This is a genomic window from Caulobacter sp. GW456-12-1-14-TSB4 (assembly GCF_059424195.1).
The window spans coordinates 117,072-132,471 of sequence record NZ_JBWKZF010000012.1 but is presented as its reverse complement, the minus strand read 5'-3'; the positions used below and the strand labels follow the sequence as shown (position 1 = coordinate 132,471).

General features: G+C 69.1%; 14 protein-coding genes and 1 tRNA gene. 6 read left to right on the top strand and 9 right to left on the bottom strand.

Translation table 11 applies throughout. The features are described from left to right. Nucleotides 1-6 precede the first annotated feature (6 nt). Together AC07YH_RS13635 and tsaD are read right to left on the bottom strand one after the other, a co-directional pair. Nucleotides 7-1,002, bottom strand: coding sequence for an NAD(P)H-dependent glycerol-3-phosphate dehydrogenase (locus AC07YH_RS13635; protein WP_494747523.1), 996 nt, complete (start codon nucleotides 1,000-1,002; stop codon nucleotides 7-9). Next, complete coding sequence (tsaD, locus tag AC07YH_RS13630; RefSeq protein ID WP_494747522.1) at nucleotides 999-2,102, bottom strand: tRNA (adenosine(37)-N6)-threonylcarbamoyltransferase complex transferase subunit TsaD; 1,104 nt, start codon at nucleotides 2,100-2,102, stop codon at nucleotides 999-1,001. Before tsaD ends, AC07YH_RS13635 begins: the two co-directional genes overlap by 4 nt. 71 nt (nucleotides 2,103-2,173) lie before the next feature. Here tsaD and hemC point away from each other — a divergent pair, with 71 nt between their 5' ends. The 6 genes from hemC to AC07YH_RS13600 all read left to right on the top strand — a co-directional run bounded on the left by hemC (nucleotide 2,174) and on the right by AC07YH_RS13600 (nucleotide 7,025). Beyond that, complete coding sequence (hemC, locus tag AC07YH_RS13625; protein ID WP_494747521.1) at nucleotides 2,174-3,142, top strand: hydroxymethylbilane synthase; 969 nt, start codon at nucleotides 2,174-2,176, stop codon at nucleotides 3,140-3,142. Nucleotides 3,143-3,146: 4 nt separating this feature from the next. Beyond that, nucleotides 3,147-3,833 (top strand): uroporphyrinogen-III synthase, encoded by a 687-nt coding sequence (locus AC07YH_RS13620; protein ID WP_494747520.1) that lies wholly within the window; start codon nucleotides 3,147-3,149, stop codon nucleotides 3,831-3,833. A 45-nt stretch (nucleotides 3,834-3,878) separates the two neighbouring features. Further along, nucleotides 3,879-4,760, top strand: coding sequence for a COG4223 family protein (locus AC07YH_RS13615; protein ID WP_494747519.1), 882 nt, complete (start codon nucleotides 3,879-3,881; stop codon nucleotides 4,758-4,760). After that, nucleotides 4,757-6,301 carry a heme biosynthesis protein HemY gene (locus AC07YH_RS13610; RefSeq protein ID WP_494747518.1) on the top strand — a complete coding sequence of 515 codons (1,545 nt, stop codon included), beginning with the start codon at nucleotides 4,757-4,759 and terminating at the stop codon, nucleotides 6,299-6,301. Before AC07YH_RS13615 ends, AC07YH_RS13610 begins: the two co-directional genes overlap by 4 nt. A 39-nt stretch (nucleotides 6,302-6,340) precedes the next feature. Beyond that, nucleotides 6,341-6,416, top strand: a tRNA-Thr gene (locus tag AC07YH_RS13605). 312 nt (nucleotides 6,417-6,728) lie between these two features. Further along, a complete protein-coding gene (locus AC07YH_RS13600) occupies nucleotides 6,729-7,025 on the top strand; it encodes a hypothetical protein (protein WP_494747517.1) in 297 nt (98 codons plus the stop codon). A 10-nt stretch (nucleotides 7,026-7,035) separates the two neighbouring features. On the opposite strand, the gene AC07YH_RS13595 is transcribed toward AC07YH_RS13600, so the two are convergent. From AC07YH_RS13595 to AC07YH_RS13565, 7 genes are all read right to left on the bottom strand, one after another. Then, nucleotides 7,036-7,665, bottom strand: a complete 630-nt coding sequence (locus AC07YH_RS13595; protein ID WP_494747516.1) for a hypothetical protein — start codon at nucleotides 7,663-7,665, stop codon at nucleotides 7,036-7,038. A gap of 128 nt (nucleotides 7,666-7,793) precedes the next feature. Continuing rightward, nucleotides 7,794-9,992, bottom strand: coding sequence for a 3-hydroxyacyl-CoA dehydrogenase NAD-binding domain-containing protein (locus AC07YH_RS13590; RefSeq protein WP_494747515.1), 2,199 nt, complete (start codon nucleotides 9,990-9,992; stop codon nucleotides 7,794-7,796). 131 nt (nucleotides 9,993-10,123) lie between these two features. Then, entirely contained in the window at nucleotides 10,124-11,329 is a 1,206-nt protein-coding gene (locus tag AC07YH_RS13585; RefSeq protein ID WP_454713585.1) for an acetyl-CoA C-acetyltransferase, read from the bottom strand. A gap of 65 nt (nucleotides 11,330-11,394) precedes the next feature. Beyond that, nucleotides 11,395-11,775, bottom strand: coding sequence for a hypothetical protein (locus AC07YH_RS13580; protein ID WP_494747514.1), 381 nt, complete (start codon nucleotides 11,773-11,775; stop codon nucleotides 11,395-11,397). Then, nucleotides 11,772-12,935 carry an acyl-CoA dehydrogenase family protein gene (locus tag AC07YH_RS13575; protein ID WP_494747513.1) on the bottom strand — a complete coding sequence of 388 codons (1,164 nt, stop codon included), beginning with the start codon at nucleotides 12,933-12,935 and terminating at the stop codon, nucleotides 11,772-11,774. Before AC07YH_RS13575 ends, AC07YH_RS13580 begins: the two co-directional genes overlap by 4 nt. Before the next feature lie 2 nt (nucleotides 12,936-12,937). Continuing rightward, nucleotides 12,938-14,731: an acyl-CoA dehydrogenase C-terminal domain-containing protein gene (locus tag AC07YH_RS13570; RefSeq protein ID WP_494747512.1), complete on the bottom strand. Its 1,794-nt coding sequence runs from the start codon at nucleotides 14,729-14,731 to the stop codon at nucleotides 12,938-12,940. Nucleotides 14,732-14,841: 110 nt separating this feature from the next. Continuing rightward, nucleotides 14,842-15,321, bottom strand: coding sequence for a MerR family transcriptional regulator (locus AC07YH_RS13565; RefSeq protein WP_494619727.1), 480 nt, complete (start codon nucleotides 15,319-15,321; stop codon nucleotides 14,842-14,844). Between the last annotated feature and the right edge of the window lie 79 nt (nucleotides 15,322-15,400).

Below are 15,400 nucleotides of genomic sequence, written 5' to 3'. Positions count from 1 at the left end.
CTGGTTTTAAGCTTCTGATTTCAGGGGGCGCGAAAGCAAGCCCTGGATGGCGGCGTCGACCGCGACCTCGCCGGCCAGGATGGCGGCGACGGCCTCGCAGATCGGCACCTCGACGCCAACCTTGCGGGCCAGGGCGCGGACGGCCGGCGCCGAGGCGACGCCTTCGGCCACCGAGACCTTGCCGGCCAGGGCCTGTTCCAGGGTCAAGCCTTGGCCCAGGGCCAGGCCGACGCTCATGTTGCGCGACTGCGGGCTGGAGCAGGTGAGCACCAGGTCGCCCAGGCCGCACAGGCCGGCGACGGTCTCGGGCTTGGCGCCTAAGGTGACGGCCAGGCGGGTCAGTTCGGCGAAGCCGCGGGTGATCACCGTGGCGTGGGCGTTGCGGCCCAGGCCCTTGCCCTCGACGATGCCGCAGGCGATGGCCAGGACGTTCTTGACCGCCCCGCCGGCCTCGGCCCCGATCAGGTCATTGGCGGTGTAGGGGCGGAAGGTCGGGATGGCGATGGCCTCGGCGATGGCGCGGCCCAGGGCCTCGTCCTCGCAGGCCAGGGTGACGGCGGCGGGAAGGTTGCGGGCCACCTCGCCGGCGAAGCTGGGCCCCGACAGCACCGCGATCGGCGCACTGGGCAGGGCTTCGCCGGCCACATCGGTCATCAGCTTCAGCGAGCCTTGCTCGACGCCCTTGGAGCACAGCACGATCGGCGCGCCGGCCTTGTGGTGCGGAGCGAAGGCGGTCAGGGCCGCGCGCAGGTGCTGGGCCGGCGCGACGGCCAGGATCAGATCGCAGTTGGCGAGACCCGCCAGGTCGGTCACCGCCTTGATCCCCGGCTCCAGCGCGATGCCGGGCAGGAACACGGCGTTCTCGTGCTTTTCGTTGACGGCCGCCACCACCTCGGGCTCGCGGGCCTGGAGCGTCACTTGCAGGCCCGCGCGAGCGCAGACCTGGGCCAGGGCGGTGCCCCAGGCGCCGGCGCCGATGACGCCTACGTGGTGGAAGGTCATGCCTTGGCTCCCTTGCGTCCGTAGGCGTTGGCGGGATTGGCCAGCGCCGCGGCCTCGTCCAGCGGCCAGCGCGGACGGGCGACGGCGTCGAGGTCGTCGGAAATGCCCAGGGCCAGCCGCTCGGCGCCGGCCAAGGCGATCATGGCGGCGTTGTCGGTGCAATAGGCCAGCGGCGGAGCGGCGAAGCTGAAGCCGTTCTTCTCGCAGTCGGCCAGCAGGGCCGCGCGCACCGCGCCATTGGCGGCCACGCCGCCGGCGACGACAAAGCGCAGGTCTTCGGCGCCGTGGCTTTCCTTGTAGAGCTTCATCGCCCGATCGACCCGCTCGGACAGCTGGCGGGCGATGGCGAACTGGACGGCGGCGGCTAGGTCGCGGCGCTCGTCGTCGGTCGTCAGGGTCTCGGCGATCCGCGCGGCGGCGGTCTTCAGGCCCGAGAACGAGAAGTCGCAGTCCTTGCGGCCCAGCAGGGCGCGGGGCAGGGCGTAGCGGGTCGCGTCGCCGCCGACGGCCAGCTTCTCCAGCGCCGGACCGCCCGGATAGGGCAGGCCCAGGCTCTTGGCGATCTTGTCGAAGGCCTCGCCGGCCGCGTCGTCGATGGTGGTGCCCAGGCGCTTGCAGGCCCCGACGCCGGAAACTTCCAAGAGCTGGCAGTGTCCGCCCGAGACCAGCAGCAGCAGGAACGGATAGGCGATGTCGGCGCCCAGGCGGGCCGAGACCGCGTGGCCTTCCAGGTGGTTGACGGCGACCAGCGGCACGCCGCGCGCCAGCGACACGGCCTTGCCGAACGCCAGGCCGACCATCACCCCGCCGACCAGGCCCGGACCGGCCGTGGCGGCGACGCCGTCCAGGTCGTCGAACGACAGGCCCGAGGCGCGCATGGCCTCGGCGGCGATGGCGTCGATGGCTTCCACGTGGGCGCGGGCGGCGATCTCGGGCACGACGCCGCCGAACGGGGCGTGCTTCTCGAACTGGGTGCCGATGATCGAGGACAGCACCGTGACCGTCCCGTCCGCGTCGCGGCGCAGGACCGAGGCCGCGGTCTCGTCGCAGCTGGTCTCCAGGCCGAGGATGGTGAGGGCGGAATCCTTAGGGGTGGTCATTTCTTGCGGGCTTCCCGCCGCTCCTGTAGCAGCGAAGATGAAATCTCGTCTCCGCAGGTAACGTTCCGACCGTGTCCCGGCAACCTCCCATCCGCATCGGCGCGCGTGGCTCCAAGCTCTCCCTGGCCCAGTCGGGGCTGATGCAGGCGCGGATCGCGCACGCCCTGGGCGTGCCGCAAGGCGCTTCGAAAGAAGAGATCGAGGCCGCCGCCCCGCTGATCCCGATCGTCACCAGCGGCGACCGCATCCAGGACCGCCGCCTGATGGAGATCGGCGGCAAGGGCCTCTTCACCAAGGAGATCGAGGAAGCCCTGCTGGACGGCCGCATCGACTGCGCCGTCCATTCGCTGAAGGACATGCCGGCCGAGCTGCCGCCGGGCCTGATCCTGGCCGCGACGCCGGAACGCGAAGACCCGCGCGACGCCTTCATCAGCCATGTCGCCGAGCGGCTGGAAGACTTGCCCAAGGGCGCGCGCCTGGGCACCGCCAGCTTGCGTCGCCAGGCGCAGGCCCTGCACGTGCGGCCCGACCTCGAGATCGTCATGCTGCGCGGCAATGTCGACACCCGCCTGGCCAAGCTGGAGCGCGGCGAGGCCGACGCCATCCTGCTGGCCCAGTCGGGCCTCAACCGCCTGGGCCTCGGGCATATCACCCGGAGCTGGCTCGATCCCGACGCCGCCCCGCCGGCGCCCGGTCAAGGCGCGCTGGTCATCGAGACCCGCCTGGAAGACGCCCACGCCCCGTGGCTGCAGGCCGTCAGCTGCCGCGAGACGACCATCGCCGTGGCCGCCGAGCGCGGCGCGCTCTACGCCCTGGAAGGCTCGTGCCGCACGGCCATCGGCGCCCGCGCGGTGCTGGACGGTTCGCGCATCACCATGATCGTCGAGGCCCTGACCCCGGACGGCGCCCAGCGCTTCCGCCGCCATGGCGAGATCACGCTCTCCGGTGCGAACGACATCGCCGAGGCCCGCGAGCTGGGCTTGAAGCTCGGCGCCGAGGTCCGCGTCGAAGGCGGCGACGCCATCCTGCTGCCGGAGTAACGGCATGGCTGCGGGCGGACCGGTCTGGATCACCCGCGCCCGCCCCGGCGCCCTGGCCACCGCCGAGCGCGTGCGGGACCTGGGGTTCGAGGTCCTCGTCGACCCGCTGCTGGCGGTCGAGACCCTGGACGCCGACTTCGATCTCTCCCATGTCACGGCGCTCGCCTTCACCAGCGCCAACGGCGTGGAGGCCTTCGCGCGCCTCACCGACGAGCGCGGCCTGCCGGTGTTCGCGGTCGGCCGGGCCACGGCCAAGGCGGCGCATGTCGAGGGTTTCGCCTCGGTCTCCAGCGCCGACGGCGATGTCGAGGACCTCTGCGACCTGATCGCCGCCGGCGCGTCCGGGCCGGTGCTGTGGGCCGGGGCCAGGGAGCCGGCCGGCGATCTGGTCGGCATGCTGCGTGGCTGCGGGGTGATGGCCAAGGGCGTGGCGGTCTACGAGACGCTTGACCGCGCGCCCTCCGACGAGACCCTGGCGCGGCTGGATGGTCCGGTGACGGCGCTTCTTCATTCTCCGCGCGCCGCGCGCGTCCTGGCGGCGATCCTGCGGGAACGACCCGGGCCGGCCTTGCGGTTCCTGTGCCTGTCCGAAGCCGTCGCCGCGCCTTTGCGCGATCTCGTCGAACCCGGGTCTGTGACCTTCGCGCCGCGTCCGGACGAATCCGCGCTGCTGGACCTGCTCAAAGCCTAAGCACGGCGTTGCGAAGCAACGCGGCGTGGGGCACGAATGGACCTCATGAACGCCGCTCCCGATCCCGCTGAAATCGTCGCCCCCAGCGATCCGGCGCTGTACGCCCGCCGCCGCGTGATGGGGCCTGGCGTGTGGATCTGGCTGATCCTCTGCGTGCTGTGCGTCGCCCTGGGCGCTGGCGTCGCCCACTACGGCCCGACCCTGTTCAAGCCCAAGGGCGCGCCGACCGGCGGCGAAGTCTCGGCCGCGCCTAGCCCGCACTCTGTTGCCGACCGCGTCGCCCCGGGGACGGCCCTGCCGGTCGAGACCGGGACGACCGCCGTCGTCCCGCCCGCCGCCGACCTGGATCGCCTGGACGGCCGAATCACCGCCCTGGAATCCAGTCAGAAGGGCGTGACCGACGCCGCCGCGAGCGCCCTGGCGGTCTCGGCATTGGCCGAGGCGACCGAGACCTCGCGTCCGTTCTCCCAAGAGCTGGCGGGCCTGCAGCGCGTCCTGCCGTCCTCGCCCGACCTGGCTGCCTTGGAGCGTCTCTCGACCCAGGGCGCGCCGACCCGCGCCGGTCTCTCCATCCAGTTTGGCGCCCTGGCCGGCCGCGCCGCCAGCGCCGCGCGCAATCCGGGCCCCGACGCCGATCTCTTCTCGCGAATTCGCTATGCCCTCTCCGGCATCGTCTCGATCCGCCATGTCGGTTCGACCACTGGCTCGACTCCCGACGCCATGCTGGCCCGGGCCCAGGCGCTGCTGGATGACGGCGATGTCGAGGGCGCGGTCCAGGCGCTGGACGCCATCCCCGACACCGCGCGCGACGTGCTGGCCCCCTGGACCAACGCCGCCAACCGCCGGATCGAGATCGATCGCCGCGTCGCCGCCATCCGAGCCGACGCCCTGACCGGCCTGTCCCGGGTCACCCGGACGAATCCATGACCCGCGTCGCCTTCGCCCTCTTCCTGGTCGCCGCCGTCGCGGTCACGGTCCTGGCCCTGACCGGCGAGCCTGGCCGCGCCTCGCTGGAGTGGATGGGCTGGCGGGTCGAGATGACGGCCGCCGCCGCCGCCCTGCTGACCCTGTTCTCGGCCCTGTTGTTCACCCTGCTGTGGCGCGGGGTGATCTGGATCGTCGAGGCGCCGCGCCGCCGGGCCCGCGCCCGCGCCGAGGCCAAGCGCAAGTCGGCGATCGAGGCCCTGTCGCGCGGCTTTCTCGCGGTCGCGGCCGGCGACGGCTCAGAAGCCCGCCGCCTGGCCCAGAAGTCTTCCGAACTGGCCGAGGACGCGCCGGGTCTGGTCCGTGTGCTGGCCGCCCAGGCCGCCGAGGCCGCCGGCGACATGACCGCGGCCAAGAGCGCCTACAACGCCATGCTCGGCTTTCCCGAGATGCGCCTGGCGGGCTTGCGCGGCCTGATGCAGGCGGCCTTGGCGGAAGGCGACCGCGCCGCCGCCATCCGTCACGCCGAGACCGCCTATGGCCTGGCCCGCACCGCTCCCTGGGCCTGGCGCGCTTTGCTGGAAGCCCGGCTGGAGGTCGGCGACTGGGCCGCGGCGCTGGAACTGGTCCAGGGCGCCCTGGAGCGCAAGATCGTCTCGCCGGCAGTGGCCGATCGCAGCCGCGCCGCGCTGCTGGCAGCCTCGGCCGCCAGCCTGGAGGACAGCCCCGAGCCGAAGACCCGCAGCCGCGCGCTCGACTTCGCGACCCAGTCGGTGAAGCTCAAGCCCGATTTCGCCCCCGGCGTGGTCATGGCCGCGCGCCTGCTGGCCGACGACGGCAAGGCCGCCAAGGCCGGCCAGCTGATCGAGGCCGCCTGGAAGGCGCAGCCGCACCCGGCCCTGTGGCTGGCCTATCGCGACCTGAAGACCAACGAGACCCCCAAGGCCCGCGCCCAGCGCCTGGCCGCCCTGGCCGCGATGAAGCCCGAGGCTCGCGAGAGCCGTATCCTGCGTGTTGAGAGCGCCCTGATCGGCGGCGACCCGATCGCCGCCCGCGCCGCCGCCCGCCTGCTGGACGCCGAGGCCCCGACGGCCCGATTCGCCGGCCTGATGGCTCGCGTCGCCGCCGCCAACAGCGACGCCGACGAGGCCCGCGCCTGGATCGCGCGCGGCGTCGAGGCCCCGCAGGAGCCCGACTGGTCCGACCTCGACCCTGAAGGCCGCGCCTTCGCCTATCAGCGCGAGGACTGGGCCCGCCTCGCCGCCAGCTACGCCGAGACCGGCCAGCTGATCCATCCGCGTCACGAACGCCGTGAGCGGACGATGAACGACCTGCCCGAGCTGCCTTCGGCCTATGCCGACTATGTGGATTCGACGCCGTTCATCCGCGCGGCCGAGACCGGCGGCGCCCTGATGCCCATCCCGGACGACCCCGGCGTGTTCGACGCGCCGCCGATTTCCGAGCCTCCGGAAGGGGGTCCAGCGCCGCGTCGCAATTCTGGTGCAAGACGACGCTTGGCAAGTGGCTCGCGTCCCGCTAAGTAGGCGCTCCTCGCGGTCGGACCCTGGTTCGAAGCGACGTGGGCCGCTTTAGCTCAGCTGGTAGAGCACATCATTCGTAATGATGGGGTCAGGTGTTCGAGTCACCTAAGCGGCACCACTTTTCCTTATATTCCTGAAGTCGTTGGATCGCTGGCGGTTGGGCTATCGCAGCACCGAGACCGCCATCGTCACCACAAGAAGCGCGATGAGCGCGAAAAGTCCCGCCTCGAGCCAAGTGACAGTCGACTTTCTTTTGCCGACGGGCTCCATCGGGGTTCTCCTAGAGGGCGAATGACTGCGACAATACGCCGCAAAGGTTGCCGTAGTACGAACCAGCTTGGCCTTGATCAGGTGGATTGGAGTTTCCGAGACAGCGGTGACGGAACCTGCGGCGACAAGGCGCCGTTCGACTCCAAACAGGAGTTCCGCCATGTCCGATCGCGTCGATAACGAAACCGCCCTCGAGGAAGTCATGAGCTTCCTCGATTCGCCGCCGGAAGAGGGCTCTGCTGACGATGCGCGGTTTGGGGAGCGGTTGCGGCAGGTGATCGCCGCGTCGATCCCTCTGGACGAGGGCGAGGATCCGGAGGACGCGCCGACGCTCCAGCTCGACGACAAGTTCCGCAGCCGGCTGGAGAAGGTCGCCCGTGATCGGGGCGGCAGCTATTTCGGCGACCATCCCGACGGCATCGGCCCGACGCTCGGCATGGACGTTTCCAAGTCCTAGGCGGCAAGTCCTAGTCGTCCCAGCCCTTGCGCTTCTTCTTCTTGCCCAGCGCGAAGATGCCCGGATAGGGGCCCTTGCCGACACGGTAGAGGCACCAGTCGTCGTCCTTGGCGCAGTCGCCGTCGAAGGCGGCCTTCTTGTCCGGGTCGATGGCGGCGTACATCGGGGCCGTGCGCGAGCGCTGGCCGTCGGCCTCTGCGCAGGCGGCCTTCTGGTCGCGGTTCAGGGCCACGACCTTCTCGTGCCGGCATCCGAGGGAGCCGCGCAGGCTCTCGCGGGTCTGGTCGCTTTCCTCGGCCAGCTTGCGGGCGGTGAAGCCCGGCGGGGCGACGATGGCGGGAGGGCCCGAGGGCTTGGCGGCCACGGGTGCGGCCGGGACGGTCATGGGCGGCGGCGAGAGAGGCGCCGGGCTGTGACGCGCGGGGGCGATCGGAGCAGGCGCCGGCGTGGCCGTACGCGGCGCGATCTCGTCCAGCAGCTCGGCCTCGATGACCGGCGGCTCGACCAGTTGCGGCATCCAGTGCGCGCCGGAGACCAGAGCGAGGATCACCAGGGCGTGGGCGGCCACGGCCAGCGCCAGAACGGCCAGGTCCCTGGCTCTGGGGCGTCGCCACGTCTCGTCGGCGATCGCCATGGCCATATCGCTACTCCGTCACTCCGAAGAGGTCGGTACGCGCGTCCTGAGGTGCAAGCGGGGCCGTTTCGGACAAGAAAAAGGCCCGGTGTTTCCACCGGGCCTTCTCTTTGATCAGCGATCGAAGAGGGAGCTTACGCCGCTTCCTTCGCCTTGACGCCGAAGCGGCCGTAGAAGGTCTCACCCTTTTCGGCCATCTCGCGCAGCAGCGCCGGCGGCGCGAAGCGCTTGCCGTACTGCTGGGCCAGACGATCGCAGGTCTCGACGAAGGCCTTGGCCCCCACGCCGTCGATCAGGCTGATCGGGCCGCCGGTCCAGGGCGCGAAGCCCCAGCCTAGGATGGCGCCGACATCGGCCTCGCGCGGGTCGACGATGACGCCTTCCTCGAAGCAGCGGGCGGCTTCGACGGCCTGGCGGTACAGCAGACGCGTGCGGATCTCCTGGATCAGCGTCGCGTCGGCGTCCGTGGTCGTCACCGGGGCGAGGTCAGCGAGACCCTTCCACAGGGTCTTCTGGCCGTTCTCCGGATAGTCGTAGAAGCCCTTGCCGTTCTTGCGGCCCAGGCGGCCCAGCTCGACGACCATCTTCTCAAGGACGGGGGCGAACGGACGTTCCTCGTACTTGTCGCCGAGGTCCTTCTTGGTCTGCTCGCCGATCTTGTAGGAGAGGTCCAGAGCGACGTCGTCGTTCATCTCCAGCGGACCGCGCGGCATGCCCGTGGCGCGGCCGACATTGTCGATGATGGCGGGCGCGATGCCCTCGGCCATCATCTCCAGGCCTTCCTGCACGAAGGTGCCGAAGCAGCGCGACGTGTAGAAGCCGCGGCTGTCGTTGACGACGATCGGGGTCTTCTTGATCTTAAGGACGTAGTCGATCGACTTGGCCAGGGCCTCTTGGGAGGTCTGCTCGCCCATGATGATCTCGACCAGACCCATCTTGTCGACCGGCGAGAAGAAGTGGATGCCGATGAACGAGGCCGGACGGACGCTGGCCTTGGCCAGGCCGGTGATCGGCAGGGTCGAGGTGTTGGAGCCGAAGATGGCGGTGTCGGCCAGTTCGGCCTCGGCCAGCTTGGTCACCGAGGCCTTGACCTCGCGGTTCTCGAACACGGCCTCGACGACCAGGTCCGAACCCTTGACGTTGCCGTAGTCGGCGGTCGGGTGGATCAGGGCCAGGATGGCTTCGCCCTTCTCCTGGGTCAGCTTGCCGCGCGAGACGGCCTTCTTGACCAGGCCTTCGGCATAGCCCTTGCCCTTGTCGGCGGCTTCTTGGCTTTGGTCGATCAGCACGGTCTCGATGCCGGCCATGGCTTGGACATAGGCGATGCCCGCGCCCATCATGCCGGCGCCCAGGACGGCGACCTTCTTGACGTCGTAGTGCGGGACATTGGCCGGACGGCCCGAACCCTTGCCCAGCTCCTGCAGGGACAGGAACAGGGTGCGGATCATGCCCTTGGCCTGCGGCGACATCATCGTCTTCAGGAAGTAGCGGGTCTCGATCCGCAGCGCGGCGTCGAACGGCACCTGCATGCCCTCATAGACCGCCTTCATGATGTTCAGCTGGGCCGGGTAGTTGCCATAGGTCTGCTTGCGCAGCATGGCGTTGCCCATGATGAAGACCTGGCTGCCGGTCGGGGTGTAGGGACCGCCGCCCGGGAGCTTGAACTCCTTCTTGTCCCAGAGGGCGACCGGGTCGCCCTTGGTCTTGACCCAGGTCTTGGCGGCCTCGACCTCGGTCCCGGCCGGGACGACCTCGTGCACGACCTTGTTGGCCAGGGCCTCGGCCGGCTTCATCGACTTGCCTTCCAGCAGGTACGGCGCGGCGGCCATCACGCCCATCAGGCGCGGCAGACGCTGGGTGCCGCCGGCGCCCGGCAGCAGGCCGACCTTGGCTTCCGGCAGGGCCAACTGGATCTTCGGATTGTCGGCGACCACGCGGTAGTGGCAGGCCAGCGTGATCTCGAGACCGCCGCCCATGGCCAAGCCGTTGATGGCCGCGGCCACCGGCTTGCCGCAGGTTTCCAGGGCGCGGAACGCCTTGTTCAGCGCGAAGCCGGCTTCGAAGGCGGCCTTCAGGCCCTCTTCGCCCGGCTTGCCGCCGCCCAGGCCGCCCGAACCGCCGAGTTCACCGAGGTCCGCGCCGGCGCAGAAACCGCTGGCCTTGCCCGAGGTGATGACGGCGCCCTTGATGGCCTCGTCGCTCTTGATGCGCTCGACGACGTCGCCGATTTCCTTGATGACCGAAGCGGTCAGAGTGTTCATCGAGCGGCCGGGCACGTCGAAGGTGACCAGGGCCACGCCGTCGGAATCGACCTCGATCTTGAAGTTTTCCATGTTCGTTCTCCAGCTCCTCCCCCTCTGGGGGAGGTGGTCCGGAGGACCGGAGGGGGCAGCGCGGCCTATGCCGAGATGGCCCCCTCAGTCGCTCCGCGACAGCTCCCCCAGAGGGGGAGCATCGGTTGAAATCAGACGCGTTCGATGACGGTGGCGGTGCCCATGCCGGCGCCGACGCACAGGGTAATCAGGGCGGTTTCCTTGTCCGAGCGTTCCAGCTCGTCGACCATGGTGCCCAGGATCATCGCGCCGGTGGCGCCCAGCGGGTGGCCCATGGCGATGGCGCCGCCGTTCACGTTCATCTTGTCGTGCGGGATGTTCAGCGCCTGCATCATGCGCAGGACGACGGCGGCGAAGGCTTCGTTCAGCTCATAGAGGTCGATGTCGGAGACCTCCATCTTCAGCTTCTTGAGCAGCTTCTCGGTGACCAGCGACGGGCCGGTCAGCATGATCGAGGGCTCCGAACCGATCGAGGCGGCGCCCTTGATGCGGGCGCGGGCCTTCAGGCCGAGGGCCTCGCCCATTTCCTTGGTGCCGATCAGGACGCCGGCGGCGCCGTCGACGATGCCCGAGCTGTTGCCGGCGTGGTGGACGTGGTTGACCTTCTCCACCTGCGGGTAGCGCTGGGTGACGACGGCGTCGAAGGCCATGTCGCCCATGCCCTGGAACGAGGCGTTCAGCGAGGCCAGGGTCTGCATGGTGGTCGAGCCGCGCACGGTCTCGTCATGGTCCAGGATGGTGATGCCCAGCTGGTCCTTCACGCCGACGACCGACTTCTTGAAGCGACCGTCGGCCCACGAGGCGGCGGCGCGCTTCTGGCTCTCGACGGCGTAGGCGTCGACGTCGTCGCGGCTGAAGCCGTACAGCGAGGCGATCAGGTCGGCCGAGACGCCTTGCGGGGCGAAATAGGTCTTGAAGGCCGAGGACGGGTCGGTCGGCCAGGCGCCGCCGTCGCTGCCCATGGGGACGCGGCTCATGCTCTCGACGCCGCCGCCGATGGCGAGGTTGGCTTCGCCCGAGGCGACCTTGGCCGCGGCCATGTTCACGGCTTCCAGGCCCGAGGCGCAGAAGCGGTTGATCTGCACGCCGGCGACGCTCTCGGCGTAGTCGGCGGTCAGGACGGCGGTGCGGGCGATGTCCGAACCCTGCTCGCCGACGGGGGCGACGCAGCCCAGCACGACGTCGTCGACGTGGCGGGTGTCGAGGTTGTTGCGGTCGCGGATGGCTTCCAGGACCTGGGTGGCCAGCGACAGGGCGGTGATCTCGTGCAGAGACCCGTCCTTCTTGCCCTTGCCGCGCGGCGTGCGCACGGCGTCGAAGATGTAAGCGTCAGCCATGAGATGGCTCCTTCCTGCGAAGCGGTGTTCGTGTCGTTGAAAGCGCGGCGGTTTGATCCGGCGCGTTATTGTTTCCAGTTGCCGATCGGGTACTTGCCGATGGGCTCGCACTTCAGGCCGCTGGCGGCGGCCTTGGCGCGGTAGTAGAGGCGCGAGCCGAACTCCGGCGCGGGCAGTTCGCAGGCCGTGAAGCCCGAGGTCGTGACCTCCAGCTTCCACGTGGCGATCTTGGAGCGCAGCAGCGTGTTGCAGACGTCCTTGCCGGGCGGTGTGAGTGGCAGCTTGAAGGCGCCCGGTTGCGGGCGCTTGCCGACCAGTTCGCCGGAAAAGGTCAGCGGGCGCGGGCCCGGGGCGGCGCGCACGCAGACCACGGCCGAGCGGGCGTCGGAGGCCGGAGCGGGCGCGGCGGCGGGGCCGGCCAGAAGCAGGATGATGGGCAGGATCACAGCGTCCTCGCGATCAGGAGTTTCATGATCTCATTGGTGCCGCCGTAGATGCGCTGGATGCGGCTGTCCTTGTACATGCGCGCGATCGGATACTCGTTCATGAAGCCATAGCCGCCGAACAGCTGCAGGCAGCGGTCGACGATCTTGTTCTCCAGGTCGCTGACCCAGTACTTGGCCATCGAGGCGGTGGCGGCGTCCAGCTTGCCGGCCAGGTGCTGCTCGATGCAGTGGTTGGTGAAGACGCGGGCCACGGTCGCCTCGGTCTTGCATTCGGCCAGCACGAACTGGGTGTTCTGGAAGTCGATGATCGCCTTGCCGAACGCCTTGCGGTCCTTGACGTAGGCGATGGTCAGCTCCAGCGCCCGCTCGATGGTCGCCATGCCCTGCACGGCGATGTTCAGGCGCTCCTGCGGCAGCTGGCCCATCAGCTGGAAGAAGCCCTGGCCCTCGTCGGAGCCCAGCAGGTTCTCGGTCGGCACCTTCACGTCGTTGAAGAACAGCTCGGAGGTGTCCTGGGCCTCGTGACCCAGCTTGTCGAGGTTGCGGCCGCGCTCGAAGCCCTCGGCGCCATCGGTCTCGACGATCATCAGCGAGGTGCCGCGCGCGCCGCCGGTCACGTCGGTCTTGGCGACGACGATGATCAGGTTGGCGGTCTGGCCGTTGGTGATGAAGGTCTTGGAGCCGTTGATGACGTACTGGTTGCCGACCTGCTTGGCGGTGGTCTTGACGCCTTGAAGGTCGGAACCGGCGCCCGGCTCGGTCATGGCGATGGCGCCGACCAGCTCGCCGGTGGCCAGGCGCGGCAGCCAGCGCTGCTTCTGCTCTTCCGTGCCGTAGTGGAAGATGTACGGCATGACGATGGCGTTGTGCAGGCTGATGCCGAAGCCGTCGACGCCCTTGCGCCCCAGCATGTCCATCAGCACGACCTCGTGGCGATAGTCGCCGCCGGCCCCGCCATATTGTTCGGGCGTGGAGAGGCCGAGCAGGCCGGCCTCTCCGGATTTGGTCCACATGTCGCGATCGACGCAGTGGTTCTTGCGCCATTTCGCGACCGTCGATTCAGGCGCGTGCTCATCGAAGAACTTGCCCACCGCGTCCTCGAAGATCGCGATGTCCTCTTCGGCCATGAAGGCGGGTTTTTCGACGTTGAGCACGCTCATGATCAGAAGGCCTCCGCGGGCAGCGCCATCAGGGTCGCCGAGCCCGTCTTCAGCTTGGCCAGGTGTGCCCCGGCGTCAGGCAAGATGCGTTCGATGAAATAGCGGCCGGTGACCAGCTTGGTCGTGAAGAACGGGTCGGACGAGCCGGCCGCGATCTTGGCGTTGGCCGCCTTGGCCATCAGCGCCCACATGTACGCCAGGCCGGTCAGGCCGAAGAGGTGCATGTAGTCGGTCGAGGCCGCGCCGGCGTTGTCGGGGTTCTGCAGGCCGTTCTGCATCAGCCACATGGTGCCGTCCTGCAGTTGGGCCTTCACGGCGGCCAGGGCCTCGATGAAGGGCTTCAGATCGGCGTCGGCGTCGTTCTCGCCGATGAACTGGTCGACTTCCTGGAAGAAGGTCATGACCGCGCGACCACCCTTGGCGGCCAGCTTGCGGCCGACCAGGTCCAGGGCCTGCACGCCATTGGTGCCTTCGTAGATCAGAGCGATGCGGCAATCGCGCATGAACTGGCTGACCGGGAAGTGCTCGGTGAAGCCGCTGCCGCCGTGCACCTGCACCGCGTTCGAGCAGACCTCGAAGCCCTTGTCGGTCAGGTAGCCTTTCAGCACCGGCGTCATCAGGCCCATGTAGTCCGAGGACTTTTCACGCACCGCCGCGTCCGGGTGGACGTGCGACAGGTCGCCGTGCAGGGCGGTCCAGAACAGGAAGGCGCGACCGCCTTCGATCAGGGCCTTGCTCTCCAGCAGCATGCGGCGGACGTCCGGGTGGACGATGATCGGGTCGGCTGGGCCGTCGGCGTTCTTCGGGCCCGTCAGCGAACGGCCCTGCAGGCGGTCCTTGGCGAAGGCGACGGCGGCTTGATAGGCCGCTTCGCCCTGGGCCACGCCCTGCATGCCGACGCCGAGGCGGGCTTCGTTCATCATGACGAACATGATCTTGAGGCCCGAGTTCTCCTCGCCGATCAGATAGCCTTCGGCGTCGTCGTACTGCATGACGCAGGTGGCGTTGCCGTGGATGCCCATCTTCTCTTCCAGGCCGACGCACTTGACGCCCTGGTTACGCTCGCCGACCGAGCCGTCTTCCTTCGGGAAGAACTTCGGCACGATGAAGAGCGAGATGCCCTTCACGCCAGCCGGGGCGCCCTCGATGCGGGCCAGCACCAGGTGGACGATGTTGTCCGACATGTCGTGCTCGCCGGCGCTGATCCAGATCTTCTGGCCGGTGATCTTGTAGCTGCCGTTGGCCTGCGGGACCGCCTTGGTGCGCAGGAGGCCCAGGTCAGTGCCGCAGTGCGGCTCGGTCAGGTTCATGGTGCCGGTCCACTCGCCGGTGACCATCTTGGGCAGGTAGGTCTGCTTCTGCGCGTCGCTGCCGCCGGTGTGGATGGCGGAGTAGGCGCCGTGGGCCAGGCCCGGATACATCGAGAACGCCATGTTGGCCGAGCTCGACATCTCGCTGAAGGCCAGGTTGACGACGTGCGGCAGGCCCTGGCCGCCATAGGCCGGGTCCGAGCCGAGGCCGGTCCAGCCGCCTTCGCACAGCTGCTTGTAGGCGTCCTTGAAGCCCGGCGGGGTGGTGACGACGTTGGTGACCGGGTCCAGCTTGCAACCGTTCTTGTCGCCGACCGTGTTCAGCGGGGCCAGGACCTCGCCGGTGAACTGGGCGGCGGCCTCGAGGATCTGTTCGACGGTCTCGAACGGCGCGTCGGAGAAGCCGGGCAGGTCGCCGTGCTGATCGATATTGAGCACGTCACGCAGGATGAAGGCGTGGTCGCGAACGGGCGGCTGGTAGGTCATGAAGCGGTCCTGCCAAGGAAACGAGAAGAGGGAGCTTGAGAAGAGGGAGCGGGTGTGCGGCCGCCATCCCACGCGCGTCTTGCACGGAGATGGCGCCGTCGAAGGGTGTCTTACTTGCCCAACATCGCTTCGCCGTGACCGTCGAGACGGGCGCGCAGCACCTGCTCGTAGTCGGCGGCGCGAGGCAGCAGGTCGGGACGGATTTCGGTCAGGCGGCGCTCGAGGCGGTTGCAGGCCTCGCGCAGCTCGATCAGGGCGTTGTCGATGTCCTCGCGCTGCTGTTCCAGCGCGTTGGCGCGTTCGCGGAACTTCTTCAGCGAGCGGGCCATCTGCGCCGCGCCCTCGTCGTTCTCGTCATAGAGGTCGAGCAGTTCGCGGATTTCGGTCAGCGACAGGCCCACGCGCTTGCCGCGCAGGATCAGCTGCAGACGTACGCGGTCCTTGTGGGAATAGACGCGGTTCAGGCCCTCGCGGGCCGGATTCAGCAGGCCCTTGTCTTCGTAGAAGCGCAGGGCGCGCGGGGTCGCCTTGAATTCATTGCACAGCTGGCGGATCGTGAAGGTCCGCTCGGGGCGTCGCAGGTCGGCCATGGATGGAAACCTCCCAATGAAGAGGGCCTGGCTACTGCGGCCGGGCCGCTTTGTTATCGTTGATCACCCTAAACCCGAT

Excerpts from the sequence above, each read along its gene's own strand:
- AC07YH_RS13590 (WP_494747515.1), bottom strand. The coding sequence starts at position 9,992 with ATGGAAAACTTCAAGATCGAGGTCGATTCCGACGGCGTGGCCCTGGTC.
- AC07YH_RS13575 (WP_494747513.1), bottom strand. The coding sequence starts at position 12,935 with ATGAGCGTGCTCAACGTCGAAAAACCCGCCTTCATGGCCGAAGAGGAC.
- AC07YH_RS13570 (WP_494747512.1), bottom strand. The coding sequence starts at position 14,731 with ATGACCTACCAGCCGCCCGTTCGCGACCACGCCTTCATCCTGCGTGAC.
- tsaD (WP_494747522.1), bottom strand. The coding sequence starts at position 2,102 with ATGACCACCCCTAAGGATTCCGCCCTCACCATCCTCGGCCTGGAGACC.
- AC07YH_RS13615 (WP_494747519.1), top strand. The coding sequence starts at position 3,879 with ATGAACGCCGCTCCCGATCCCGCTGAAATCGTCGCCCCCAGCGATCCG.
- AC07YH_RS13600 (WP_494747517.1), top strand. The coding sequence starts at position 6,729 with ATGTCCGATCGCGTCGATAACGAAACCGCCCTCGAGGAAGTCATGAGC.
- AC07YH_RS13585 (WP_454713585.1), bottom strand. The coding sequence starts at position 11,329 with ATGGCTGACGCTTACATCTTCGACGCCGTGCGCACGCCGCGCGGCAAG.
- AC07YH_RS13595 (WP_494747516.1), bottom strand. The coding sequence starts at position 7,665 with ATGGCCATGGCGATCGCCGACGAGACGTGGCGACGCCCCAGAGCCAGG.
- AC07YH_RS13635 (WP_494747523.1), bottom strand. The coding sequence starts at position 1,002 with ATGACCTTCCACCACGTAGGCGTCATCGGCGCCGGCGCCTGGGGCACC.
- AC07YH_RS13620 (WP_494747520.1), top strand. The coding sequence starts at position 3,147 with ATGGCTGCGGGCGGACCGGTCTGGATCACCCGCGCCCGCCCCGGCGCC.
- AC07YH_RS13610 (WP_494747518.1), top strand. The coding sequence starts at position 4,757 with ATGACCCGCGTCGCCTTCGCCCTCTTCCTGGTCGCCGCCGTCGCGGTC.
- AC07YH_RS13565 (WP_494619727.1), bottom strand. The coding sequence starts at position 15,321 with ATGGCCGACCTGCGACGCCCCGAGCGGACCTTCACGATCCGCCAGCTG.